Source organism: Acinetobacter septicus, assembly GCF_019355975.1.
In the GTDB taxonomy this organism is placed as follows: domain Bacteria; phylum Pseudomonadota; class Gammaproteobacteria; order Pseudomonadales; family Moraxellaceae; genus Acinetobacter; species Acinetobacter ursingii.
This window is the reverse complement of sequence record NZ_CP079898.1, coordinates 717555-743469: the sequence shown is the minus strand read 5'-3', so window position 1 is coordinate 743469 and position 25915 is coordinate 717555. Positions and strand designations below refer to the sequence as shown.

The window sequence follows — 25915 nt, the reverse complement described above, 5'->3', positions numbered from 1 at the left end:
AAATCCTCTTTAATTTTTTCTCATAAGAAGAAATAAAAGGGACTCATGAAAGAAGTCTAATATGAAATGAAACGCTATTCTTTTGATAAGATGCTGTAGTTAAATATCGATGAGCATAAATACGTGATTGATCTGCCAAATTCTGAGTTGGAACTAAGTGATAGTGAAATGCATCTGTATAGCCGTCAGATTTTACTAGAGGGTTGGGATATAGAAGCTCAGGAAAGATTAAAGCTTGCCAATGTCTTGATTGTCGGTGCAGGTGGCATTGGTTGTACCAGTGCCGAATTGTTGGCTCGGGCGGGGGTTGGAAAATTGACGATTATTGACCCAGATACAATCGAAGTCAGTAACCTACAACGCCAAATTGCGTTTACACCGCAAGATTTGGGTCACTATAAAGCTGAAGTTTTAGCAAAACGGCTGATGCAAATAAATCCCTATATTCATATTGAGTATTTAACGGTTCTTCTTGATCAGTCAAATGTAGACGATCTGATTCAACAGCAGGATTTAGTTTTAGATGGGTGTGATAATTTTACAACCCGTTATTTGGTCAATGCCACTTGCAAAAAACATTTAGTTCCTTTGATCAGTGCTTCTGCGATTGGTTTTCAGGGGCAGTTATTTATGGTGGATGCAGATTCAGCCTGTTATGAATGTTTATTTCCTAAAGAACAATATAGTAATGAAGGGTTGCGTTGTGCTGAATCAGGTGTACTTGCAACGACCCCTGTCATGATAGCGTCATTACAAGCACATCACACATTGCTGTTTTTAGGACTAAATTTAACACCTTTAAAAAGTAAACTCTTGCTTTGGGATGGTTTAACACTTAAACAACGTATTCTTCATTTTGAAAAAGATACAAATTGCCCAATTTGTCAGGCAAGTTTATCGGTAAACTAAATGAAGTTTGATACACTGCCTTAATAGACTAAATCACATTGAATGATATGAAAAAAAATATTCTGTTTGACGGATTTCGTTCCGTTGCGCGTATTGGTGAAACTGCTGTGGTGGCAGCTAAAGCGGGTATTAAATACGCGACTGAAAAGCCAAGTAATGCCAAGCTTATGCGTGAAACATTTGAGTCATTAGGTTCGACTTATATTAAACTCGGTCAGTTTATTGCGAGTACGCCTTCACTTTTTCCACGCGAATATGTTGAGGAATTTCAAGGCTGTCTCGACCAAACCCCCACTTTGCCATTTAGCTATATTCAGGAAGTTCTGGCAACTGAGTTTGCTGGTCGTGATCTCAGTGAAATTTTTACTTCGATTGATGAAACACCATTGGCGTCAGCTTCGATTGCACAAGTGCATGCTGCAAAGCTGACCACTGGTGAAGATGTCGTTATCAAAGTTCAAAAACCTGGTGTTGAAACTATTTTATATACGGACTTGAACGTGGTGCATTGGGCGACCAAAATGCTAGAAAAAGCCATTCCGAAAGTTAAGTTTGCTTCACTGTCTGAAATTGTAGATGAAATCAAAACACGCATGGTACGTGAAGTTGATTTTATTGAAGAAGCACAAAATCTCGATGATTTTGTTGAATATTTAGAGATTACTAATAATCTGGCAGCAACTGCACCGAAAGTGTATCATCAGTTTTCAACGCGCCGTGTATTGACTATGGAACGCTTATATGGCGTATCTTTAACTGATTTTGAGGTGGTTAAAAAATACGCCAAAGACCCATCACAAGTATTAATCACTGCCATGAATACATGGTTTGGCAGTTTAATGCTGTGTAAAAGCTTTCATGCAGACTTGCATGCGGGTAATCTCATGTTGCTCGAAGATGGACGTATTGGTTTTATTGATTTTGGTATCGTTGGGCAACTAAATCCCGAAGTCTGGACTGCATGTTTAGCCTTTATGGATGCTTTACAAAAAACTGATTACACCGCAATGGCTGAAAACATGCTGAAAATGGGCATGACTCATACAAAGATTGATACTCATGTTTTGGCGCGTGATCTTGAGCGCTTATTTAGTGGTGTTTTACTTGCCGATCCTCAGGAAATTTTGACTTCAAAACCGTCTGATTTAAATGACATTATGCTAGATATGGTGGCTGTGGGTGAGCGTCACGGGATCAAATTTCCGCGTGATTTTGCTCTGTTGTTTAAACAAATGCTGTATTTTGATCGTTTTATGCGCGTCCTTGCACCGTATACCGATATTTATGCAGACCAGCGTTTGAAAATGGTTCAAACTATAGAGCCACAATCGTTGTTTAAACATTAATTTTGAGTTAGATCATCATGGATGCCATTGTTATTGAAGGTTTAAAGGTCAATACTGTAATTGGCTGTTTCAATTGGGAACGGCAAATTATTCAACCTTTAATGCTGGATTTAACCGTTCATGTTGATTTGAGCCAAGCAGCTAAATCAGATCAGCTTGAGCATACTTTAAATTATGCTCAAATCTGTGAACTTGCTGCTCAAACCATTCAAAAAGCACAACCGAAATTGATTGAGCATGCAGCTCAACTGGTTTTGCAAGTGCTTTTCGAGACGTTTTCAGCGATTCAATCTATTATTATTACCATTCGTAAGCCTGCCATTATTGCAGAAGCCAATTCTGTAGGAATTCGCCTTGAACGCCAACGAAACGATTTTTGCCCTCGCATTGGCGAGTAATTTTGATCCAGAATCACATTTTCAGATTGCCTATCAAACCATTCAGTTATGGGGTGAGGTTACATTTTCACATGTTTATCAGATTCCGTGCCGTGATGGTGTTGGAGCGAATTATTGGAATTCAGCCTGTCTGTTAAAATCTCTCAAAAGCCGATCTGAGATTGAAATCGCGCTGAAACAACTTGAGGCTCGATCAGGTCGTATTCGACCATCACATCAGATTTCGCTCGACGTTGATTTGATTGCGTGGGGAGATCATCTTGGTGAGATGCAGTTTAATCCTAAAAAAATGCCACTCGCAGTAGACGTCAAAATTCCACTTTATGAGTTATGGAAAAATGCTGTGCTATACGTTTCGGAGTACGATTTTCCACAGATTGATTTTCAAATCAAGACTCAAACCCATTCATGATCGTAATGGTATTTATCTGATTTACAAAATAAATTTTGATGATCACTTTTTACGTTTATAAGATTTTACGCAAAATTTACGCCAGTTAAACTCTCTGCAATAGAGAGTTTACGGACATTATACGCATACTGAGATTCGGGAAATCCGTTTCAATTTCAGGAATATAATAATGTCTAGCGTCTATGTCGGTAGCATTTTTAGCTCTACACTCGAAGGGCAAAGTCTAAAAAGTCTTCAATCATTATTCACATTTCAGGTGATAAATCTCTGTCATTTACAGGGGATTTTGTCATGCTAGAACTCTATTTATTACTTGCATTAGTCATCTTACTTGCTTGGCCATTGGGTAAATATCTGGCGAAGGTCATGGCGAATCAGCCGATGAAATCTGATGTCATGTTTGGTTGGATTGAAAGACCTATTTACGCGATTTTGGGGATAAAGCCAGAGCAGCAGATGGGACTTCGCCAATATGTCGCTGCATTTTTAGTAAGTTGTGTAGTGTTATTGGTTTTATCAACTTGCATTTTTATGACCCAAGCATGGCTGCCGTTAAATCCAAATCAGGCCCCAAATATGAGTTGGGATTTGGCTTTACACACCACAATTTCTTTTTTAACCAATACCAATCAACAACATTATTCAGGTCAGGCTCAACTGTCATATTTTTCACAGATGACAGCAATTGTGGGTTTGCAGGTGATTACCCCGATGATGGGCTTGGCTTTGGCTGTGGCAACGCTTAGAGCTTTTTTTCTACAGAAAAAAAATAATGATAATCTGACTTCTGAATCAATCCAATTGGGAAATTATTGGGCAGATTTAGTCCGTCCTACGGTGCGTTTCTTAATGCCATTGTGCTTAATCTGGTCATTATTATTGAATTGGCAGGGGGTTCCTGCAACTTTTCAGGGTGGTCCAGAAGTACAAGTACTAGATCATTCTGTAGAAAAACAATTACAAAAAATTCCACTAGGCCCTGTTGCTCCAATGGTTGCCATTAAGCAATTAGGCAGTAATGGTGGTGGTTGGTACGGGCCAAACAGTAGTGTACCACTGGAAAATCCCACACCATTTTCAAACTTTCTGGAAATGCTGGCAATTCTCCTCATTCCAGTCTCATTGATTTTTATGCTGGGATATTTCACTCAACGTAAACGCTTTGCCGTGTTTGTGTTTGGAACCATGTTGTTGATGTCTGTCCTTTCAGCGACCGCATCAATCTGGTCAGAAAGTTTATCTGAGACTGCACATCAAATCACAGTCATGGAAGGTAAAGAACAACGCTTTGGTGCCGCATCTTCTGCATTATGGGCAGCAGTCACCACGCAGGTAAACAATGGTTCGGTCGATATGATGCATGACTCATCTGCACCATTAACTGGATTGGTTGCTCTGAGCAATATGTTGATCAATGCGATCTGGGGCGGGATTGGATGCGGTTTACAGCAATTTATCGTTTATTTGTTACTTACCGTGTTTATCGCTGGGTTAATGACTGGGCGTACCCCTGAATTATTTGGTCGTAAAATTGAAGCGGCTGAAATTAAGTTATTGGCCATTCTCATTTTGCTACAACCGATTGTGATTTTAGCTTTTACTGCAATTACGCTGGTTAATCCTGCCATATCGGGCATTAGTAATGCGGGTGCGCATGGAATTAGTCAGGTGTTTTATGAGTATGTGTCTGCATTTGCCAATAATGGTTCGGGTTTTGAAGGCTTGGGTGATAACACAATCTGGTGGAATTTAAGCTGTAGTGCAGTTTTATTACTGGGGCGTTTTCCAGCCTTGATTATTCCTCTCATGATTGCTGTTCGTCTTGCTCAGAAACGTCAGGCTCCTGAAAGTTCAGGAAGCTTAAAAGTAGAAACACCCACTTTTTCATTGACCTTAATTGCGGTCGTCATCACTTTAACCTTGTTGCAATTTATGCCGATTTTAGTCCTTGGGCCAATTGCGGACTATCTCAGTATGCAGTTGGGTTAAGGAGGAATAACTATGTCAACTCAAATTCAGTCTCAACAAACGACTCAACAGCGCATCGAAGCGATAAAAAGTGCTTTTGTCAAATTACTGCCTCAACACATGTTGAAAAATCCAGTCATGGGTATTGTCTGGTTAGGCACACTAATTACGGCATTTAGTACACTGGCAGGCTATACCGAATGGCTGTTTGGTAGTCTAGTTACGATCATACTCTTTATAACTGTATTATTTGCCAACTATGCAGAAGCGATAGCTGAAGCCAGAGGTCGTGGTCAGGCCTCTTCATTGCGTCAGGCACGACAAAATTTAGTCGCAAGAAAACTGGAATCATTACAGAATCGTACAACACATGAAATTGCGGCCACTCAGCTTAAAATTAATGATTTTATTGAAGTTCATGCAGGCGAGTTAATTCCTGCTGATGGTGAAATTATTGAAGGCTTTGCCACCATCAATGAAGCAGCGGTGACGGGTGAGTCTGCGCCTGTATTGCGTGAAGCAGGAACAGATCGATCAGGTGTGATTGGTGGTACTAAAGTCTTGACCGATTCTATTATTGTGCAGGTAACTGCCGATTCGGGAAATAGCTTTTTAGATCGCATGATTGCTCTGGTCGAAGGTTCAAATCGTCAAAAAACGCCTAATGAGATTGCATTGGGTATTTTACTCATGGTGATGACATTGACTTTTGTCATGGTCGTGGCGAGTTTGCCTTTTATCGCCAGCTATTTGCAGATCAGTATCAGTCCAGTGGTTTTAGTGGCGTTATTGGTGTGTTTGATTCCAACCACGATTGGTGGACTGCTGCCTGCGATTGGCATCGCAGGGATGAATCGAGCACTCAAAGCCAATGTTCTAGCAAAATCTGGTAAGGCTGTTGAAGTTGCGGGTGATATTGATGTCTTGCTTTTAGATAAAACAGGAACGATTACCTATGGTGACCGCCAAGCGACTGCATTTTATCCCCTGACATCGGTTTCTGAGGCTGATTTAAGAATGGCAGCTTGGGTGAGCTCTTTGGCTGATCCAACCCCAGAAGGTAAATCGATTGTTAAACTGGCAAGAGAACAAGGCTTGCAAGCGATTGAGCCTGAGAATGCTGAATTTATTGCGTTCAATGCTTCATCACGTATTTCAGGTGTCAATCTGGAAAATGGTCAACAGATTCGTAAAGGTGCTCTAGATGCGATTTTAAAATTTGTACAGCACTCGCAAGCCGATGTCGAGTTAAAAGCTCGAGTTGAACAAGTTGCTTCAAAAGGTGCAACGCCATTGGTGGTTGCCAATCAACAGCACATTTTAGGAGTAATTGAACTCTCTGATGTGATCAAGCACGGTATTAAAGAAAAGTTTGCCCGTTTACGCGAAATGGGTATTAAAACCGTGATGGTCACAGGCGATAATCCATTGACCGCTGCTGCAATTGCGGCGGAAGCAGGTGTGGATGATTATATTGCAGAAGCACGTCCTGAAGATAAATTAGCATGTATTCGTAAAGAGCAGCAAGATGGTCATCTGGTCGCCATGGTGGGAGACGGAACCAATGATGCACCTGCATTGGCGCAGGCAGATATTGGTTTGGCCATGAATTCAGGCACTCAGGCTGCTAAAGAGGCGGGGAATATGGTTGATCTGGACTCTGATCCAACCAAACTCTTGGCTGTGGTTGAAATTGGTAAGCAACAATTGATTACGCGCGGTGCACTGACCACTTTTTCATTGGCTAATGATGTATCCAAATACTTTGCAATTTTACCTGCACTATTTGCTGCTGCCATTCCACAGATGCAAAAATTAAATATCATGCAGCTTTCTAGTCCACACAATGCGATTTTGGCTGCACTGATTTTCAATGCGATCATTATTCCATTACTGATCCCAATTGCTTTGCGCGGTGTGAAATTCAAACCCTCGACAGCAACTCAATTATTACGCCGTAATATGCTGATTTATGGTGTAGGTGGCGTGATTTTACCGTTTATTGCAATCAAAGCCATTGATCTTATTTTAGTTCATATTTTAGCTATATAGGAGTAGGACATGAAATCATCAGTACAATATGTTGAACCTCGTTCTGCAATATTACGTCCTGCTATTGGGCTAAGTTTGGTCAGCCTTTTAGGGTTCGGTTTGCTCTATAGCAGTGTGGCAACAGGACTAGGGCAGTTACTCTTTCCTGTACAGTCTAACGGAAGTTTGATTGAAAAGAGTCAGAGGATTGAGGGTTCCTCACTGGTTGCACAGAATTTTCAAAATCCTCGCTATTTTATGTCACGACCTTCGGCTGCAAACTATGATCCGATGGCATTATCAGGAAGTAATCTGGCGGTGACGAATCCTGATTTAAAGAACAAGATTGAACAGCGATTGGTTGAGGTTGCACAACAGAACCATATTGCCAAAAATCAGATTCCAAGTGATTTGGTCACTGCCTCTGGTAGTGGAATAGATCCGCATATTAGTCCAGAAGCAGCGCAATTGCAGGTGGAGCGAATTGCACAATTAAGGCATTTATCAACGCAGCAAGTAATAGATATTGTCCATCAACATACTGAATCGAAACAATTTGGACTGTTGGGACAAGCGCGTGTAAATGTGCTTGAATTGAATCTGGCTTTAGATCAACTTCATCCATAACCATAAATGGATCAAAATCATTTGATACAGGGACGTATTTTTGAGTGAAATATCAATATGACCACAGCACGTGAAGATCAGGCTTCGGCATTACTGAATCATGTTCAGCGCTATCAGGCAGGGCGTTTGACCGTTTTTTTAGGAGCGGCTCCGGGCGTTGGTAAAACCTATGCCATGTTAAGCCGTGCGCAGGAATTATCGCGCCAAGGTGTTGATATTACAGTTGGTATTGTGGAAACTCATGGTCGGGCTGAGACCATTGCCTTAACTGAAGGTTTAAAAATATTAGCACGTAAAAAAATTCTTTATAAAGAGCAATATTTTGATGAAATGGATCTGGATGCCATTTTAACCTTGCGTCCCACGATAGTCCTTGTTGATGAACTGGCACATCGTAACATTCCCAATAGCCGTCATGAGCGGCGCTGGCAGGATGTGAATGAACTGTTAGATGCTGGCATAGATGTATTTACCACCATGAACATTCAACATCTGGAAAGTTTGAATGACGTGGTTTATCAGTTGACAGGGATTCGGGTTTCAGAAACCGTACCAGATCGGGTGTTTGACCGTATTCGCGATATTCGGCTGATCGATTTGCCCGTAAATGAACTGATTGAACGCTTGCAGCAGGGTAAGGTTTATCTGCCTGATCAGGCGCAATCGGCTTTACAACGTTTTTTTAGTATTCAAAATTTGACAGCTTTACGTGAATTGGCGATGCAATTTGTCGCAGAGCATGTCGAGTCGGATTTGAGAGAAACTTATCTTGCGCAAGGCACGTGTTCAATTCCGTTAAAAAATGAGATGATGGTCGCGATTGATGGACGAGGTCAGTCAGAATATTTAGTACGAGCAGCCAGTCGTTTTGCTGAAAAACGAGCATTGTCATGGACGGTAGTACATGTGGCTCAGGAGAGTTTTTACGCCGATCAAAAAAAATATGCGCCTGTTCAGTTGGAAGTCGAACAGGCATTTCAATTGGCACGTCAATTAGGGGGGAGAACCGAAATTTTATATGGTGTTAAAGTGGCTCAAACATTGAATGATGCGATTCAGGAAAAATCAATTTCATCCATGATTTTGGGTTATCACCCATCTACAGGCTTAAAACTACTTTTTAAAAGACCGCTTCATTCCATTTTATTAGAAAAAAATCAGCGACTTGAAGTAGTGTTGGAACCTTTAAGTGATAGCATTAATCAAAAGCCATTAGGGCAAGATGTTTACTTCTCTTTATTGAGCTTAAAAGAAATTTTCTTCATTTTGATGGTGACATTTACAAGTATTATCTTGGCACGAATAGCGGAAGTGTATGTCGGAGTCGATGATTTATCGATTATTTTTATCGTGGCCGTATTATTGGTTGCGACCAAGACGCGGATGTTGGCAGCGGTGATTACCGCCATGCTTTTTTTCTTTGCCTATAATTTTTTCTTTATCGAGCCGCGTTTTACTTTCCAGATTTCAGCTCATCAAGGTGTTGTCACCGTTATTGCCTACTTAGCTGCCGCGTTGATAGCCAGTCGTCTTGCATCACGCTTGCGGCAACAGGTATTGTCACTTCGGGCAGCGAATGCCTATAGCAGTCGTATGCAGGATGTCACCGCACGATTATCCAGTGCAGTTCATTTAGATGATGTCATTCAGATTGCACAAACCGCTTTTCAACAACAGTTTAATTTTCCTGTCTGGATCATGATTGCACAAAATAACATGATTCATTCTGATCGAGCATTAAGCGATAAAGAAAGAATTGCAGCGGATTGGTGTTTGAAGCATCAACAAGGCTGTGGCAAATATACCGATACACTTAGCCAGATTGACTGGTGGTTTATGCCACTTTTAGCTCAGAAACAAAATCTGGGAGTATTGGGACTAGATTTAACTCAGCAACGGATTGCTTTGAATGTGGAGCAAAAACGCCTGATCGAATCGATGGTCGAACAAATTGCCCAATCCATGTTGCGTACTCAACTGGTAGATGAACTGGAACAAGCGAAAATTATGGGTGAGACCGAGCGACTTCGTTCTGCATTACTTTCATCAGTTTCACACGATTTACGATCACCTTTGGCGTCGATGATGGGTTCTGCCGATACCCTGAAAAATTATCACTCTGCTTTGTCTCAAGAGGATCAGGATACATTGCTTGATACGATTCGTCTTGAAGGTGAACGGCTAGATCGCTATATTCAAAATCTATTGGATATGACCAGACTGGGTCATGATGGTCTCAAACTAAATCGTGACTGGATTGGTCTGGATGAACTGATAGGTTCAGCAACTCAACGGCTAAAACGCTATATGCCTGAGATCAAGATTGATATTCAGCGGGCAGAGCAACCGATAGAACTATATGTGCACCCTGCCTTGATTGAACAGGCAATTTTTAACGTGCTGGAAAATGCCGCAAAATTTTCTCCTGTGGATCAGCCGATTCAGGTGCGTACTCGAAAATGGGATGATCAGACGCTACAAATTGAAATAGAAGATCGCGGTGTTGGAATCCCCGAAGATGAACGTAATCGAATCTTTGACATGTTTTATACGATGGAACGTGGAGATCGGGGACGCTTTGGAACAGGGCTTGGACTCACTATCGTCAAAGCAATCATTGGTGCTCATATGGGTGAAATCGCAGCGACAACAGGTAGCGATCAACAGGGAACACTGATTAGAATACGTTTACCTATTCATCCAGAACAAACATGAATTAAAAAAAATGAATCAGACTCTACAAAGTTCCGTTGAAACGCGCATCGTGGTGATTGATGATGAGCCACAAATCCGAAAATTTCTGGACATTGCCTTACGTGCACAAGGCTACAAAACGATGCTTTGTGAAATAGGGATGAAAGGACTGGAGGTGCTTGCAACTCAAGGAGCGGAATTGGTAATTCTGGATTTGGGTTTGCCTGATCTGGATGGGCGTGAAGTATTGCAGGAGCTGAGAACCTGGTCGAATGTGCCAGTTATTGTATTGTCTGTCCGTGCTGATGAGCAGGAAAAAGTTGCTTTACTGGATGCAGGTGCAAATGATTATATGACCAAGCCCTTTAGTGTGCCCGAACTTATGGCGCGGATTCGGGTTGTACTACGTTCGCAGGCTACAACTGGGGTAAAAGATCAGATCGATTTTGATGATCATCATTTAAAGGTTGACTTGGCACAGCATCAGGTTTTTATTCAGGGAAATTTGATTAATCTGAGTCGTAAAGAATTTCAACTTTTGGCGTTATTATTAAAACATCGAGGGCAACTCGTGACTCAACCACAATTGCTTAAAGAGCTTTGGGGGCCAACGCATCAGGAAGATACGCATTATCTTCGAATCTTGGTGGCAAAGTTGCGTAGCAAACTAGGGGACGATGCACTACAACCTAAATATATAGAAACGGTAGCTGGTGTGGGATTGCGATTTATATAAACGATGTTTATTTTTAAAACAACTATTGAATCGTCTTATAAAGTTTGACTATGAATGATGCCATACTTGTTCATTCATTAAATGTATCTTATAAAATGTGTAGCTCGGGTTAATGATGAAAATAACAATTTTAGGTCTGGCGATTGCGTCTGTTTTACTTTCAGGTTGTGCCGCAATGAGTCTGGATGAATGTAAAACAGCAAATTGGGTAGCAGTTGGTGAAAAAGATGGTTCGAATGCGCAGGAACGTCGGCTAGATCAATATTATAAAGCCTGTTCAAAAGCAGATATCAAGCCAAATCAGATTCAATATGAACAAGGCTATCGCAAAGGGCAAACATACTATTGTCAACCCGAGAATATTTTTTATGAAGCACTAAAAGGCAATGGCAATTATCAAGTTTGCCCTGTAGAAACTCGTGGTCAATTAAGGAGTTACGATCAGGCTGCACGAGAGTACTATAATGCTGAACAAGATTATCAGCGTTATCAGGATCATTTCAAAGAATATTCACGCAAATCTTATGATGACAAACTTAAACCAGAAGATCGTGAGCGATATCGCAAACTCCTAAAGGAGCTGCAAAATGATTCTGACCGAATTAATCGTGACTATCGTGATGCGATTCGAGATCTGGAAAGGTTTAAATATCAACATGGCTTGAAATAATCAAAAGCTCTCTCAAGTTCAGTGAGAGGGCTTTTTTAGACTCTTTAGTTACTTATTTAATTGATTAAATTAAACATAATAACTGGTCTTGGTCATCAGCTTTGAAATTGCAGTCATGGTGATTTTGACAGGAAAAGGTAAATCAACACCACCTGCATTTAGTGCGGTATCGCGATGATGCAATTCATCTTCATTCATTTGCTCTAAAATACGCTTTGAACGTTCATCATAAGCGGGTAATTGATTTAAATGATCGATCAAATGAGCACTCACTTGACGCTCAGTTTCCGCAACGAAGCCCAAACTATATTTATCACCTGCAATACCTGCAATTGCACCCATGCCAAATGAAAGGCCGTACCAGATGGGATTGAGTAAACTAGGGACGCTATCTAGCTCTTTTAAGCGATCTTCACACCAAGCCAGATGATCTTGTTCCTCAATTGCGGCTTGTTCCATTTCACGGCGTACATTGGGTAGTTTTGCAGTGAGCGCCTGACCATGATAAAGCGCTTGCGCACAGACTTCACCACTATGATTGACTCGCATCAAGCCAGCGACATGACGCGCATCACTGACTGTTAGCGGCGCATCAGTTTGTTCGGCTGGGTTGCTGCGATGCGCCGCAGTCGCTCCAGGAACTAAACTTCTTAATGCTTGATCGAAAGAGTTGATCAATCGGTCGATACCCGTATAGTGACGCATGGAATTAATCCTCCAGAGAATCATGTGCTGAATTTAACATGGGTGGTAACTTACGCAGTAACCAAACTGAAAAAATAGCACTCAAGACAGCCGTAATAATAAAAAGAATTTTAATGTCAATTTTTAAAATACTTAAAATAATAATTGAAAATACTGCTGATGACACCATAAACACAGCATTCAAAATATTGTTTGCAGCGACAACGCGCGCGCGATGCGAACGCGGTGAATAAGCCTGCATCATGGCATAGAGTGGCACAATATAAAATCCACCGCTAATCCCTAATAATGTGACGGCAAGCATGACATGATAATACACCCATCCTGAGGTAAACATCTCTTTTAAAGAAAGTAACGCGCCTGTTTTTTCTGGGACAAACGCCAGACTCGCAGCCAGATAAAAAGCAAAGACTGTTAGACCAATTGCACCAATTGGCACCATTTTGATATTCAGTTCGGATCCACCAATTTTACGGCAAAGCAACGAACCTACTCCAATCCCGACTGAGAAAAAAGTCAGAAGGAGACTCACGACATTTTCCGAGGCATGTAAATTTTGCTGAGTCAGTTGTGGAATTTGCGTCAGGTAGGTTGCGCCATAAAACCAGTACCATGAATTACCCAGTAAAATCGTAAAAATTAAAGGAATACTTTTGGCATATTTGATGGTTTGAAAACTGGTTCTAAAAAAATTCCAGTCAATTTTTAAATCAGGTTCAGCAATTTTTTGCGGCAGAATAAAGCGACTACACATATAACCAAGCACTGCAATGCTGACTACAGTGATGCTAATCCAAGTCAAATTACCATGCGATGAAGAAATCACTGCGCCACCCAAAATCATACCCAGCAAGATCGCAATTGATGTTCCAGATTGAAATAAGGCATTGCCAGACATCAATTCATTGGGCTTTAAAATCTCAGGCAAAATCGCGTATTTGATTGGACCAAAAAAAGTGGAATGAACGCCCATCAAAAATAAAGCCACCATTAACAGAAATAAATGTCCTGTTATAAAGCCAACAGAACCAATCAGCATAATGATAATTTCAAGAATCTTAATCGCACGAACCAGACTGGCACGTTCATACTTATCTGCAATTTGGCCAGCAGTGGCAGAAAAAATAAAATACGGCAAAATAAATAAAAGTGCTGCAAGGTTGTTTAAGGTGCTTACGCTGGCAGATTGTTGGCTGATGAGCCCATATGTAATGACAAGTAGCAACGCCTGTTTATAAACATTATCATTCAACGCACCGAAAAACTGCGTTAGAAACATAGGTAAAAATCGACGTGATGTCAGAAGGTTGCTGTCATTTTTCATTTTTTAAAACTTCATTGCGATTTATTAAGAAATGTGATGAATTTGTTAAACCACCTTGAAAATCATGTATGATATTTTTGACGGTTGATACATTGAAAAATCAATTGATTTCCGTGTATTTATATACATTAAAGCGATTCCGATTAAAATAAGCCTAGAGTTTTACATGCTTGCAAATATTAAATTTAGACATACAACTCTTGCCCAATCTGTACGTTTTATTTTAAATGTGCATGATATCAATAAATTCATCTGTTCAAGCATGCTGTTGAGTTTATATTTTTCGCCTGTTGCTCATGCTGAAAGTATTTCAGATACCTCTATTTCTTCAAGTTTAAGTCAAAGTTTTCAGTCAGAAATAGCCAATACTCAACAAAAAAATAGTACTGATGCTGTAGCCATTCAACCCGATCAGACTACATCTAGCAATCCTCAGCATGTTGCTGATTTGTCTTCGGTCAATTCTTCTCAGAACCTATCTCAACAAGATAGTGAGGCTTTATTACAACAACAAGAACAAGCTGGAAATAAAATTGAGGCATTTAAACCGATAGAATTTGAAGATCTACAAGATATACCTGAGACACAAGTTGATGCCAATATGGCAAACGAAATCTTTAAGGTGGCGGAAGAAGCCAAACGAGAAGCTGCTAACGCTAGAAATGGGACATCCAAAGTTGCAGAAACGGGTGTTAGCGCCCCAACAGCGCAGGAGCTTGCCCAAATTAATCAAGCGCCTGTGAATGTTGATAGCTTAATGCAACACATTCAATCTGATCAGCAAATTACGGTTGAAGCGAATAGTTCAGGACGTTCGTTAAATGATATTGCTGAAGTGCATGCCGATAACCAAGATGAAAAAGTCGGTTTTTTTCGGCGCATTCTTTATAAAATTAGACCTTCTCGAAGTTTTAATACAGCTAAAGCTGATCCTCGGATTAGTGCAGAAGTGGTCGGAGCACCTGCTGACTTGGCAGCAAATATTAGCGCCAAATTATCTAGTTATACTCAGGAAGCCTTTGGTGATTTTAATGCAGCCTTACCTCAATTACGCAGTTTAAGTAATCAAGCTGCTCAGGCTGTGGGCTATTACAATGCCAAGTTTAATTTTGAAAAAATCAGCGATAGCAAAGTCAAAGTTACCGTGACACCAAATAATCCAGTTAAAGTTGAAGAGCAAAATATTGAGTTTTCTGGAGCAGGCGCAAACACTCCACAATTTCAGGTCATTCGTTTAGTACCAGATCTGGATGTCGGTGATATTTTAAATCATGGTAAATATGAACAAACGAAAAGCCGTATTGTAGAATCAGCTTCAGATAATGGTTATTTTGATGCTTATTGGCGTTTACATGATGTCAAGGTGAAACAACCAGAAGACACCGCAGCGATTAATTTAAAGTACGAAACAGGTGAGCGTTATAAGCTGGGCAATGTCGAATTCAGAATGAGTGACCCATCGAAAAAATTACCATTAAAAATGAAAGTCCTGAAAAGCATGACGCCGTGGAAAGATGGGGATGATTATGCTTTTTGGCGTGTGAATACATTAGCCAATAACCTGACCAATTCGCGTTATTTTAATTATACCTTGGTCGATACCATCAAACCTGATCCAATTGAAAAGCCATTGGAATTACCACCTGACTTACAAGAATTGGTTGATCAGCAAAAAATTGAAGAGCAGCAAGTGGCTTCCTTGCAAAAAGCGGATGCAAAATCTGGTCAAGAAGTCACGCAAAATGTAGCTGATGAAACTCAATTTGCGGGGACTCAGCCAACTGATCAGCAAAGTGAAAAATCACAAGCTGAACAACAAAAGATGCAGCAACGTGCTTCTGAAAATGACCAATTACAGGCTCAGGCACGCGAAGAAAAGAAAGTGCCTGTCATCGTGACCTTAAATGCTGATCGTTTAAACAGTGTGGAAACAGGTATTGGTTATGGCACGGATACTGAATTTCGTATTCGAACTCAATACCGACGCGCCATTGTAAATAGTTTGGGGCATTCTTTTGACGCTAACCTTGAACTATCAAAGATACGTCAGGCCATAGATGGGCGTTATAGTATTCCCTATAAAGATCCAATTAATGATTATATTAATCTGGTTGGTGGATATGAGCGTGAAGATCGTGATGACATCGGCCCTGATGTGAGCCTAGAGACTGAATCTGCGGTATTCGGGGCAGAACGCATCATCAAAAATCCGCTAGGAGGATGGCAACATAGTTTTGGTTTTCGCTATCGACTGGATCGCTTAACTCAGCATGGTGTTGTGGATAGTGATGATATTCCTGATGCATTTAAAGTCCCGGGTTCAGATGCAGAACAAGAAGCTTTATTGTTCGGATATGAACTTTCAAAAACAACGAGCAATAGCAGTATTAACCCAACGCGCGGGTTTAAACAAAGTTATAAAGTTGAGTTGGGGAGTGAGTCATTATTGTCCGATGCCAATATGGCTATTTTAACCGCGGGTTGGCGTTTTATTTATTCCTTGGGTGAAAACGATGATCATCAATTTGTCGGACGTTCTGATTTAAGTTATATCTTTACCGATGATTTTGACAAAGTTCCTTATAATTTAAGATTTTTTGCTGGCGGTGACCAAACCATACGTGGTTTTGATTATAAAAGTCTTTCTCCAGAAGAATATGGCTATAAAGTCGGTGGACAAGCACTGGCTGTTGGTTCACTTGAATATAACTACCAATTTAAGGATGGCTGGCGCGCAGCGTTATTTTCGGATTTTGGTAATGCTTATGATGAAAAATTTAAAAATGATACGGCTTATAGTGTAGGCGTGGGAATTCGCTGGAAATCACCTATTGGTCCAATTCGACTGGATGTTGCATCAGGGATTTCCGATGATAATCATCCAATTCGATTGCATTTCTTTATTGGTTCACAACTTTAAAATAAATTTGACTCAGGATTATTATGGCTGACGTAGAACAACCGGCTACTCCTACACCTCCTAAAAAGCGTCGCATTCTGAGAAATGCACTTTTGACGCTGCTTATTGTTATTATATTTTTAGTGGCTGCTTTAGGTGTGATGTTTACCACGGATCGGGGCAGTAAATTTCTGCTAGATCGGGTCATGGAGCGTCAACATATTCTGAGTTACGAGTACGATGGCGGGAATCTTTTAAAAGGTATTATTTTAAAAAATATTTGGGTGAAACTAAAAGATCTGGACGTCAAAATTGACAAAGCCGATGTGTCTTTGGGCTGGCGCGCAATTTTGAGTAAAGAGATTCACTTAAGACGTGCAGATGTACGTAATTTACAAATTATTAGCCATTCTCCACCGAGTAATGAACCTTTCAAATTTAGTGAAATTAAATTGCCATTTGTGTTACGACTGAATGAGGCTGAAATTGATCATCTAGTGATCCAAACCGTCAAATCGAAAGTCGATTTTCATGATATTTATCTTGAAGATGCAGTTTGGTCGGGGACAGAACTAAAATTTGAAAATTCCCGTATGAATATGGGCTACCTTGCGGTAGACAATGCCACAGGAAAAATGACATTTAATGGTAAATATCCTCTAAATGCGCGTGCAGATTTAATTATACCTTCGTTAAAAAGTTTAAATATTGATACGATTAAAGTCGCGGCAAACGGAAGTTTAGACACTATAAAAGCAGGCGTTGCAACCAATACCCCAGATTTGCTGACAGGTTGGGTGGTGGTTCATCCTGTGCGTGAAGGCGTGCCGATGTTTGGTCAGCTTAATTTTAAAAATTATCATTGGCCATTACTCACAGAGCAAAAATTATTTTCTAAGGATGGTACGGCCAAGTTTAAAGGAAATGTAGACAAACTGGATCTGGATCTGGCAACAGACTTAAAGGGCGAAAATATTCCAGAAGGTCAGTACACCTCATTAATGTCTACCGATCTGGTTAATGGTCTCGATATTCATGACTTTAATGGTCAACTCATGCAGGGTTTTGTGAGCTTAGCAGGACATGTTGGCTGGCATGATCACGTCACTTGGGACGTCAAAGGACGCCTGAATCATCTTAATCCAAAAGATAAAGTGATTCCTCAAGCAATCGTCGACTTTTTACCGCCATCGTTGGATGCCAATATCGCATCAGCCGGTTCACTCGAAAAAGGCACAGCGCTGACCGCAAATCTTGATTTTGATAAGTATGAATCGTGGTTAGTTAAACTTAATCAGGCTCAGACTACACCACAAAAAACAGCACAACAAAAAGCATCGCAACAAAACGTTCAACCGATGATTCTGGATGTTTCATGGAAAAATATTGATCGTGCCATGCCTTATATTGGTTGGCTAGATAGTGATGAAGGACAGGTCAATTTGGCCTTGGTGGAAGGTAAACAAGATATCCATGTCGCGACCAATGTCCGTACGCATGAACAAGCGACGTTGCCTGCGGGTCAATATGAAGCGCGCTTGAATTTAAAAGATAATATCTTGAATGTTCCTGCATTTACCTATCAGTCGCTTCAAAAAGGTAGTTTGAGTGGTCAGGCTAAAGTTGAACTGCCATCAGAAAAGCGTCAACTTAAATGGAATGCCATTTTAAATGCGAAAGACTTTAATCCACAAACGATTACTACTGCCGCGCCTGTAAATTTGCTCAATGGTGAAATCAAGGCAAATGGTTATGCCAAGCCGAATCAGCAGATTATCCAATTTGATGCGATCTCATTAAAAGGTCGTATGGCAAATTCTACTCAAAATGAAATGATCGAACTGACTGGAAAAAGTACTGCTGCAATCGTTTTTCATGATGAAAAATCGGGTGGTGGATTTAAAGGTTTTGCAGTTCGCTATGATGGTGGTCTAAATGCATTTAATCAGGGCAAAGGCTTACTTAAGTTTAATATTTCAGGAACGCCAGATTTTATAAAAATTGCTGAATTACAGCACAATGGTGTTGCGGGTAAAATATTTGCATCAGGTTCGGTCAATTTAAAAAATGCAATTGGTTGGGATATTAATGCTTCACTGGTTCGTTTTAAGCCACAATATTTTGTTTCTAGTGTTAAAGGTGAGCTCTCTGGTAACTTAAAAACTCAAGGACTCTGGGCTGAAAATTCCAAACGAATTAATATCGAAAAACTCAATATGGCGGGCTTTTTAAATAATAAAGTCGTTCGTGGTACGGGTAATCTATCGATGATAGTGAACTCTAATCAAAAAGGATTTTTACCACAGCAATTTGAGGCAAATAACTTATTCTTGGCCTATGGTAAAAATCAGGTACAGGCTTCTGGTAATGCACAAAACTTACGTTTGAAGGTCAATGCACCTGCCATGTATGAACTTTATCCTGGATTACGTGGTCGTACTTATGGATATTTGAATGTTCAGGCTCAACCAAGACTAAAAGCGACTGCAAATTTGGTGGTCGATAATTTTGGTTTTGGTGATATTAGTGTCAAAAAAATACAAATATTGGGAGAACTCCCAACTTCTGACACCACGCCAACGTCATTAAAAGCGACGTTAGATGATTTGCATCGTGGTGGACGTCAGATCCAATACGCAGGTATAACTTTATCGGGTACGCGTAAAGCACATCTGGTTCAGTTACAAGGCTGGAACTACTATTCAAAATTTTATGTGCAACTGGCAGGTGGTTTTAACCAAAATAATGACTGGCTTGGACAAATTCAACAGGGTATTTTTGACTCGCGCCGTGCTGTATTAAAGCAACAGCAAAATGCTGCGGTTATTTATAGCACAGGCAATCAGGAATTATTTGTTGGACAGCATTGCTGGGCTAGCCAAAATAGTCAGCTTTGTCTGGATCAGCCTTTAAGAGTCAGTAAAGCACGAGGAAATCTTTCAGTTGTAACCCGAGATCTGGATTTAAATGATTTCGCAGCATTTATGCCAGAAGGTTTAGCCATTACAGGTAAGCTCAATGGCTATGCTAAAGCATCTTGGGCAAATGGTGCTCAGCCCAAACTCGACGCGCAATTAATCACTCAAAATGGTGAAATTGGATTGGCTGCTACCGACCCTCAAGATCCTGCATCGACTTTAAGTTATGATCAGCTCAGTGTGATTGCCAAAAGTGTCAGTCAGGGCCTATTGTTAAGATTAGATGTCAAAACACCAGAAATTGGTACAGGCTATGCCAAAGTCATTATTAATCCTTATCAAACCCCTATGCCAATGAATGGAGAAGTGGCCTTTGATAATGTGCAACTTAAAGTGCTTAAACCTTTCATTAGTGATGTCCGTTCAATGAATGGAACTTTAGCACTGGCTGGAAAGATAAATGGAACTTTGACTCAGCCCCAAATTACAGGTGATTTACGTCTAAAAAATGGTTCGATTAGTATGATGTCATTGCCTGTCAATCTTACTAATATTCAATTGTATTCGGCGATCCGTCAGGATAACGCTACAATTAATGGAGCGTTTAATAGTGGACGTGGCGTTGGACAACTGACAGGAAATATCGACTGGAAAAATGATCCACGTGTTCAATTAAATTTGAAGGGTGATAATCTACTTGTTCGTCAAGCACCATTGATTACCGCGATTGTCAATCCAGATGTATCAATGGATGCCTATCCGCTAAGTAAACGACTGATCGTAAATGGAAAAATAGATATTCCTCGTGCTTTAATCTCTATGCCAGAAGCAAGTGAACCTGTGGTGGCAGTTTCATCTGATGTACGGGTTGTTAGAGATGGACAGGATCAACTTGCGATCTTAAAAGCAGCTAAACCGTGGGATATTCGTGCAGATGTGTCGGTCAATATTGGTAGTGAAAGAGTGATCTTTCAAGGCTTTAATAGTCGGATTCCTTTGGTGGGTCGCCTCAATTTATCGCAACGCGGACTTGAAACTGCGCTACGCGCAAGTGGTGCAATTGGTGTTAGCCAAAAAGTTAAAATAGAAGCGTATGGACAAAGCCTAGATTTAAATCGCGCGATTGCTCGTTTTAATGGGCCAATTTCTAATCCGACATTAGATGTTGATGCCAACAAATCTGTTCAAGGCAGTACAGTGGGTGTCCGTGTTACAGGTACGGCCGCTGTACCCAATATCCAGATTTATAATGATGCAGGTTTATCGGAGCAGGAAGCTCTCAATGCACTGGTGACAGGTCGTATCAATGAGGGTAATAGTGGTTTAAGCAACACAGCGGGCTTTAAATCAGATGTTAACAACACGATTGCCGCAGCTGGGATTAGTATGGGCTTAGGTGGTACTCGTGCACTTACCAATCAAATCGGACGCACTTTTGGCTTAAGTGGTTTGGCATTAGACGCGCAGGGTACTGGTGATGATACACAGGTGAGTCTAACGGGTTATATTACTCCTGACTTGTTTATTCGCTATGGCGTAGGTGTGTTTACGCCTGTGAATAAATTAACTTTACGTTACCAAATGAATAAACGTCTTTATCTTGAAGCCAGTCAATCTTTGGAACGTGCAATCGATTTGTTCTATAACTGGCGTTTTTAAGAACTTAATAAATAAGCCGCTTTCGAGCGGCTTATTCTAGACAAATAAAATAATAGTTGTATTTAACATGCCTTAATAACATCTATGTTTTGAATTAAAAAAAGTACCATCAAATAAAAATTTTTCCATTCGACTTGAGCTTGGATATCTATTCAAGAATTTAAACGCAAGTATTTATTTTTGAGCTACATTATTGTGCATTTTTCTGAATAATATTAATATAAAGTATTGAATTTAAATGATTAATTTTAATAAAATTGTGGCAAATTAGGGAAAGTAGAGATGAATTCTGTCATTTATGGACGATTTTGGGCAGTCATTAGTTTAATGCTATTAGGTTGTACGTTACACACAAACGCTCAGCAATATTATAAATGGGTAGATGCGCATGGCGTAACCACGTATTCAGCAACGCCGCCGCCTACACAACGCTCAAATGAGCCACAACTTGTATCGCAAAAAAACACTGCGTCTGATCACGATAAGGCTAAACCAGACAATTTTAAATCCAATGCAGCTATCGCCGATGAATATTACAGCCCCTACAAACAAAATAATAAGCAAACTGTAAAACCTGTTACCGTTGAAAAAGAAAATGCAGTTACAGTAAATAAAGCTGGAAGCAGTCAAAGTGCCGCTCAGAATAAAGCTTCAACAAAGAAACAAAGTTATGTAATCAAAGACTGTAATGGTGTGCGCTGTAGTGATCATAAAGGACATAATTATAATAAAGTCACAGGCAATACTTATTTGTCATCTCGTGGCGGTGTCTGTCAAATGAGCGGAACTCGAATGGAATGTAATAAATAAAAAACTAAAAATTTCACCAAAGATTTTAACCGAATAGCTTTTGGAAAATATGACAATATTCAGTATGATGATGCCACCAGATTAAGTTCAGTGTAATGATGAAAAAAGTTCTGTTTCTTGTTTTAGGTGTTGTACTTGCAGGCTGTAGTGAAAAGAAACCCTTAACGCCTGAAGAACAATGGCATGGCTACTGTACCAGTATGGGCAACGCGGCACGTTCAATTATGCTTGATCGTCAAAATGCAATCGAAAAAAACCAAGCTGTTGAACACGCAAAGAAAATTGAAGATGAAATTACTCGTACATTTATCTTAAAAATTATTGATGAAGTTTATGCCTTACCAATTGCAGAACTTCAAAATAATCCAGATGAAGCACGAGAAAATATTCGTAAGCAAACTACAGAGCAGTGTATTGCAACACCGCATGACAAAATGCCCCATTATAAACCGTTCTAAGTGAGCGGTTTTTTTTAATTGATGGATTTATAATCAATATTGAGCAGTTACAAAGTTATTGAGTATTTTTAAAAGCTTGATATAGATAATTTTATAAAAATAAAGAATAATAAATTGACGAATAATTATACGATAGGAGAGCAAAGATGGAAGTTGTTGCTTATCTGCATAATGCTGATTTGTTGCTCGAAGACACCCAAGGTGTTGCGGTCATCGGCGGTAGTAGTTACGTCTTAAGTGTAGGCGATAAAGTTTATATCAAGGAAGTCATTGATGAAAAGGCCAGACTTTATGAGGTTACGATCTCATTTGCGAGCGCTAATCATGCAATGTTACACGAAGACGAAGTCCAGATTAAATTTGAGGGAAATCGGGACGCATTAAATCAATATTTACAAACCACCACAGTCCACTAAGGTTTTATAGTTTTTCTCAACAAAATCAGGCAACATGGGTTGCCTTTTTTATTGATCTAAATCATGGCAAAGCCAAGTGAATCAGTTATCGCCTGTATTTTCCTCGTTTTTGTATAGCGAACTGTCAAGCACTATTTCGCTATAAAATAATGAGAATCACGAAGAAACACGGCGCTTGCATTAACTTTTGACTTGATTTTTAGTAAAATTTTGCTGTCCATATTATTTGCAAAGCTTTGCTAGGCAGGAATTGCAAATAATTTTTTAAAAAAGAGGAATAACACTGTGCTAGAAGCTTACCGCCAACACGTTGCAGAACGTGCCGCACTCGGAGTCCCACCGAAGCCACTTGATGATGCGCAAACTGCTGATTTGGTTGAATTGCTAAAAAATCCACCAGCAGGTGAAGAAGCTTTTCTTGTGGACTTGCTTGAAAACCGCGTTCCAGCGGGTGTTGACCAAGCTGCTTATGTAAAAGCAGCATTTTTGTCAGCAGTTGCAAAAGGTGAAGCGACATCTCCATTAGTTTCTAAAGAACGTGCAGTTTACTTACTTGGCACAATGCTTGGTGGTTATAACGTCGCTCCTTTAGTTGATTTGCTTGATAGTGCTGAACTTGGTGGTTTGGCGGCTGAAGCATTGAAAAAAACACTTCTTGTATTTGATGCGTTCCATGACGTTGCTGATAAAGCAAAATCGGGCAATGCCAATGCAAAAGCTGTTTTACAATCTTGGGCAGACGCTGAATGGTTCACTAGCCGCAAAGATGTTCCTGAAGAAATCAAGCTAACTGTTTTCAAGGTTACAGGTGAAACCAACACTGATGACTTGTCTCCAGCCCAAGACGCATGGAGCCGTCCAGATATCCCATTACACGCAAATGCAATGTTGAAAAATGAGCGTGATGGTATTAACCCAGAAAAACCAGGTGAAGTTGGTCCACTTAACCAAATTAAAGACCTGATCGCTAAAGGCAATCAAGTTGCTTATGTGGGTGACGTTGTAGGTACTGGTTCATCTCGTAAGTCTGCAACTAACTCTGTGCTTTGGTTCTTTGGTGATGAAATTGTACACATCCCGAACAAAAAAGACGGTGGTTACTGCTTAGGTTCAAAAATCGCACCGATTTTCTTCAACACTATGGAAGATGCAGGCGCACTTCCTGTTGAAATCGATGTTTCTGACATGAACATGGGCGATGAAATTACACTGAAAATTGACCATGCTGCTGCGAAAGTCACAGCGTTCAAAAACGGTGAGCAAATCGCTGAATCTGAACTTAAAACGCCAGTTCTTTTAGATGAAGTACGTGCGGGTGGTCGTATCAACCTCATCATCGGTCGCGGTTTGACGACTAAAGCACGTGAAGCTCTTGGTCTTCCTGCTTCTGAATTGTTCCGTACCCCAGTACAACCTGCTGACACTGGTAAAGGTTTTACTCTAGCTCAGAAAATGGTTGGTCGCGCATGTGGTCTTGCAGAAGGTCAAGGGATTCGTCCGGGTACTTACTGTGAACCTAAAATGACAACTGTTGGTTCTCAAGATACGACTGGTCCAATGACACGTGATGAGTTGAAAGACTTAGCGTGCTTAGGCTTCTCAGCTGATCTTGTGATGCAGTCTTTCTGTCACACGGCTGCATATCCAAAGCCAGTTGACGTGCAAATGCAACATTCACTACCAGACTTCATCATGAACCGTGGTGGTGTGTCGCTTCGTCCGGGTGATGGTATTATTCACTCTTGGTTAAACCGTATGTTAATGCCTGATACCGTTGGTACTGGTGGTGACTCACATACACGTTTCCCAATTGGTATTTCATTCCCAGCAGGTTCTGGTCTTGTTGCGTTTGCAGCAGCGACTGGTGTAATGCCACTGGATATGCCTGAATCTGTCCTTGTGAAGTTCAAAGGTAAAATGCAACCGGGTATCACTTTACGTGACCTTGTACATGCGATTCCTTACTATGCAATCAAGGAAGGCGATCTTACTGTTGAGAAAAAAGGTAAGAAAAACATTTTCTCTGGTCGTATCCTTGAGATCGACTTGACTGAAATGGAAACTGACCTGACTGTTGAGCAAGCATTTGAATTGTCTGATGCATCTGCTGAACGTTCTGCTGCGGGCTGTGCGATTACACTTTCTGAAGAGAAAGTTGCTGAATACTTGCGTTCTAACATTACCATGTTGAAATGGATGATTTCACAAGGTTATGGCGATGCTCGTACGATGGCGCGTCGTATCGAAAACATGGAAAAATGGTTGGCTAATCCATCACTTCTTAAAGCTGATGCTGATGCTGAATACACCAAAGTCTATGAAATCGATCTTGCTGACATTAAAGAACCTGTTCTTTGCTGCCCGAACGATCCAGATGATGCAAAACTTCTTTCTGAAGTTCAAGGTGACAAAATTGATGAAGTATTCATCGGTTCTTGTATGACTAACATTGGTCACTTCCGTGCAGCAGGTCAGCTTTTAGATAAAGTACCGGGTGGTTCACTTTCAACTCGTCTTTGGTTAGCTCCTCCAACACGTATGGATGAACACCAGTTGATGGAAGAAGGTCTATATAACATCTACGGTAAAGCGGGCGCACGTACAGAAATGCCAGGTTGTTCACTTTGCATGGGTAACCAAGCACGTGTAGCACCGAATACCACTTGTGTATCGACCTCTACTCGTAACTTCCCGAACCGTTTAGGTCAGGGTGCAAATGTTTACCTTGCTTCTGCTGAGCTTGCTTCTGTTGCTGCTGTATTGGGTAAACTTCCAAGCCCAGAAGAATATCAACAGTATGCTGCTCAAATTGACAGCATGTCTGCTGACATCTACAAATATTTGAACTTCGATAAGATGGGCGAATATACAGATGCTGCAAACACTGTAGATACCAAGAAAATTGCTGCGGCTCAGTTAACTTAATAATTTGATT

At 40.5% G+C, this 25915-nt stretch carries 18 protein-coding genes; 16 read left to right on the top strand and 2 right to left on the bottom strand.

Annotated features, from left to right (window positions below; genetic code table 11):
• The first annotated feature begins 168 nt into the window (after window positions 1-168).
• The 10 genes from I6L31_RS03640 (at window position 169) to I6L31_RS03595 (ending at window position 11791) form a co-directional block, all read left to right on the top strand.
• The gene (locus I6L31_RS03640; protein ID WP_407652499.1) at window positions 169-909 is read left to right on the top strand and encodes a HesA/MoeB/ThiF family protein; all 741 of its coding nucleotides are present in this window, start codon (window positions 169-171) and stop codon (window positions 907-909) included.
• Window positions 910-956: 47 nt separating this feature from the next.
• On the top strand, window positions 957-2255 hold the full coding sequence (locus I6L31_RS03635; RefSeq protein WP_005004617.1) for an ABC1 kinase family protein: 1299 nt from the start codon (window positions 957-959) through the stop codon (window positions 2253-2255).
• A 17-nt stretch (window positions 2256-2272) separates the two neighbouring features.
• Window positions 2273-2653: a dihydroneopterin aldolase gene (folB, locus tag I6L31_RS03630; protein ID WP_005004615.1), complete on the top strand. Its 381-nt coding sequence runs from the start codon at window positions 2273-2275 to the stop codon at window positions 2651-2653.
• A complete protein-coding gene (locus I6L31_RS03625; protein ID WP_005004613.1) occupies window positions 2610-3065 on the top strand; it encodes a 2-amino-4-hydroxy-6-hydroxymethyldihydropteridine diphosphokinase in 456 nt (151 codons plus the stop codon). Before folB ends, I6L31_RS03625 begins: the two co-directional genes overlap by 44 nt.
• A gap of 291 nt (window positions 3066-3356) precedes the next feature.
• The gene (gene kdpA / locus I6L31_RS03620; RefSeq protein ID WP_005004609.1) at window positions 3357-5054 is read left to right on the top strand and encodes a potassium-transporting ATPase subunit KdpA; all 1698 of its coding nucleotides are present in this window, start codon (window positions 3357-3359) and stop codon (window positions 5052-5054) included.
• A gap of 6 nt (window positions 5055-5060) precedes the next feature.
• Window positions 5061-7085, top strand: a complete 2025-nt coding sequence (gene kdpB, locus I6L31_RS03615) for a potassium-transporting ATPase subunit KdpB (protein WP_370684948.1) — start codon at window positions 5061-5063, stop codon at window positions 7083-7085.
• Window positions 7086-7094: 9 nt separating this feature from the next.
• Window positions 7095-7691, top strand: a complete 597-nt coding sequence (gene kdpC, locus I6L31_RS03610) for a potassium-transporting ATPase subunit KdpC (RefSeq protein ID WP_005004603.1) — start codon at window positions 7095-7097, stop codon at window positions 7689-7691.
• 57 nt (window positions 7692-7748) lie between these two features.
• Window positions 7749-10406, top strand: coding sequence for a sensor histidine kinase (locus I6L31_RS03605; protein ID WP_004988071.1), 2658 nt, complete (start codon window positions 7749-7751; stop codon window positions 10404-10406).
• A gap of 10 nt (window positions 10407-10416) precedes the next feature.
• Complete coding sequence (locus I6L31_RS03600) at window positions 10417-11121, top strand: response regulator (RefSeq protein WP_004988069.1); 705 nt, start codon at window positions 10417-10419, stop codon at window positions 11119-11121.
• Window positions 11122-11233: 112 nt separating this feature from the next.
• The gene (locus I6L31_RS03595; RefSeq protein ID WP_004988067.1) at window positions 11234-11791 is read left to right on the top strand and encodes a DUF2799 domain-containing protein; all 558 of its coding nucleotides are present in this window, start codon (window positions 11234-11236) and stop codon (window positions 11789-11791) included.
• A gap of 69 nt (window positions 11792-11860) precedes the next feature.
• On the opposite strand, the gene coq7 is transcribed toward I6L31_RS03595, so the two are convergent.
• Window positions 11861-12496 carry a 2-polyprenyl-3-methyl-6-methoxy-1,4-benzoquinone monooxygenase gene (gene coq7 / locus I6L31_RS03590; RefSeq protein WP_004988065.1) on the bottom strand — a complete coding sequence of 212 codons (636 nt, stop codon included), beginning with the start codon at window positions 12494-12496 and terminating at the stop codon, window positions 11861-11863.
• A 4-nt stretch (window positions 12497-12500) separates the two neighbouring features.
• Window positions 12501-13820, bottom strand: a complete 1320-nt coding sequence (locus tag I6L31_RS03585) for an MFS transporter (protein ID WP_004988063.1) — start codon at window positions 13818-13820, stop codon at window positions 12501-12503.
• Between the two features lie 166 nt (window positions 13821-13986).
• Between I6L31_RS03585 and I6L31_RS03580 the strand changes: the two genes are divergently transcribed.
• The 6 genes from I6L31_RS03580 (at window position 13987) to I6L31_RS03555 (ending at window position 25905) form a co-directional block, all read left to right on the top strand.
• Complete coding sequence (locus tag I6L31_RS03580; RefSeq protein ID WP_004988061.1) at window positions 13987-16740, top strand: autotransporter assembly complex protein TamA; 2754 nt, start codon at window positions 13987-13989, stop codon at window positions 16738-16740.
• 23 nt (window positions 16741-16763) lie between these two features.
• The gene (locus tag I6L31_RS03575) at window positions 16764-21296 is read left to right on the top strand and encodes a translocation/assembly module TamB domain-containing protein (RefSeq protein ID WP_004988059.1); all 4533 of its coding nucleotides are present in this window, start codon (window positions 16764-16766) and stop codon (window positions 21294-21296) included.
• Window positions 21297-21578: 282 nt separating this feature from the next.
• Window positions 21579-22106 carry a DUF4124 domain-containing protein gene (locus I6L31_RS03570; RefSeq protein WP_004988056.1) on the top strand — a complete coding sequence of 176 codons (528 nt, stop codon included), beginning with the start codon at window positions 21579-21581 and terminating at the stop codon, window positions 22104-22106.
• A gap of 98 nt (window positions 22107-22204) precedes the next feature.
• On the top strand, window positions 22205-22564 hold the full coding sequence (locus I6L31_RS03565; protein WP_010588644.1) for a hypothetical protein: 360 nt from the start codon (window positions 22205-22207) through the stop codon (window positions 22562-22564).
• Window positions 22565-22710: 146 nt separating this feature from the next.
• Window positions 22711-22980 carry a hypothetical protein gene (locus tag I6L31_RS03560; protein WP_004988050.1) on the top strand — a complete coding sequence of 90 codons (270 nt, stop codon included), beginning with the start codon at window positions 22711-22713 and terminating at the stop codon, window positions 22978-22980.
• 285 nt (window positions 22981-23265) lie between these two features.
• The gene (locus I6L31_RS03555) at window positions 23266-25905 is read left to right on the top strand and encodes a bifunctional aconitate hydratase 2/2-methylisocitrate dehydratase (protein WP_004988048.1); all 2640 of its coding nucleotides are present in this window, start codon (window positions 23266-23268) and stop codon (window positions 25903-25905) included.
• Window positions 25906-25915: the final 10 nt, after the last annotated feature.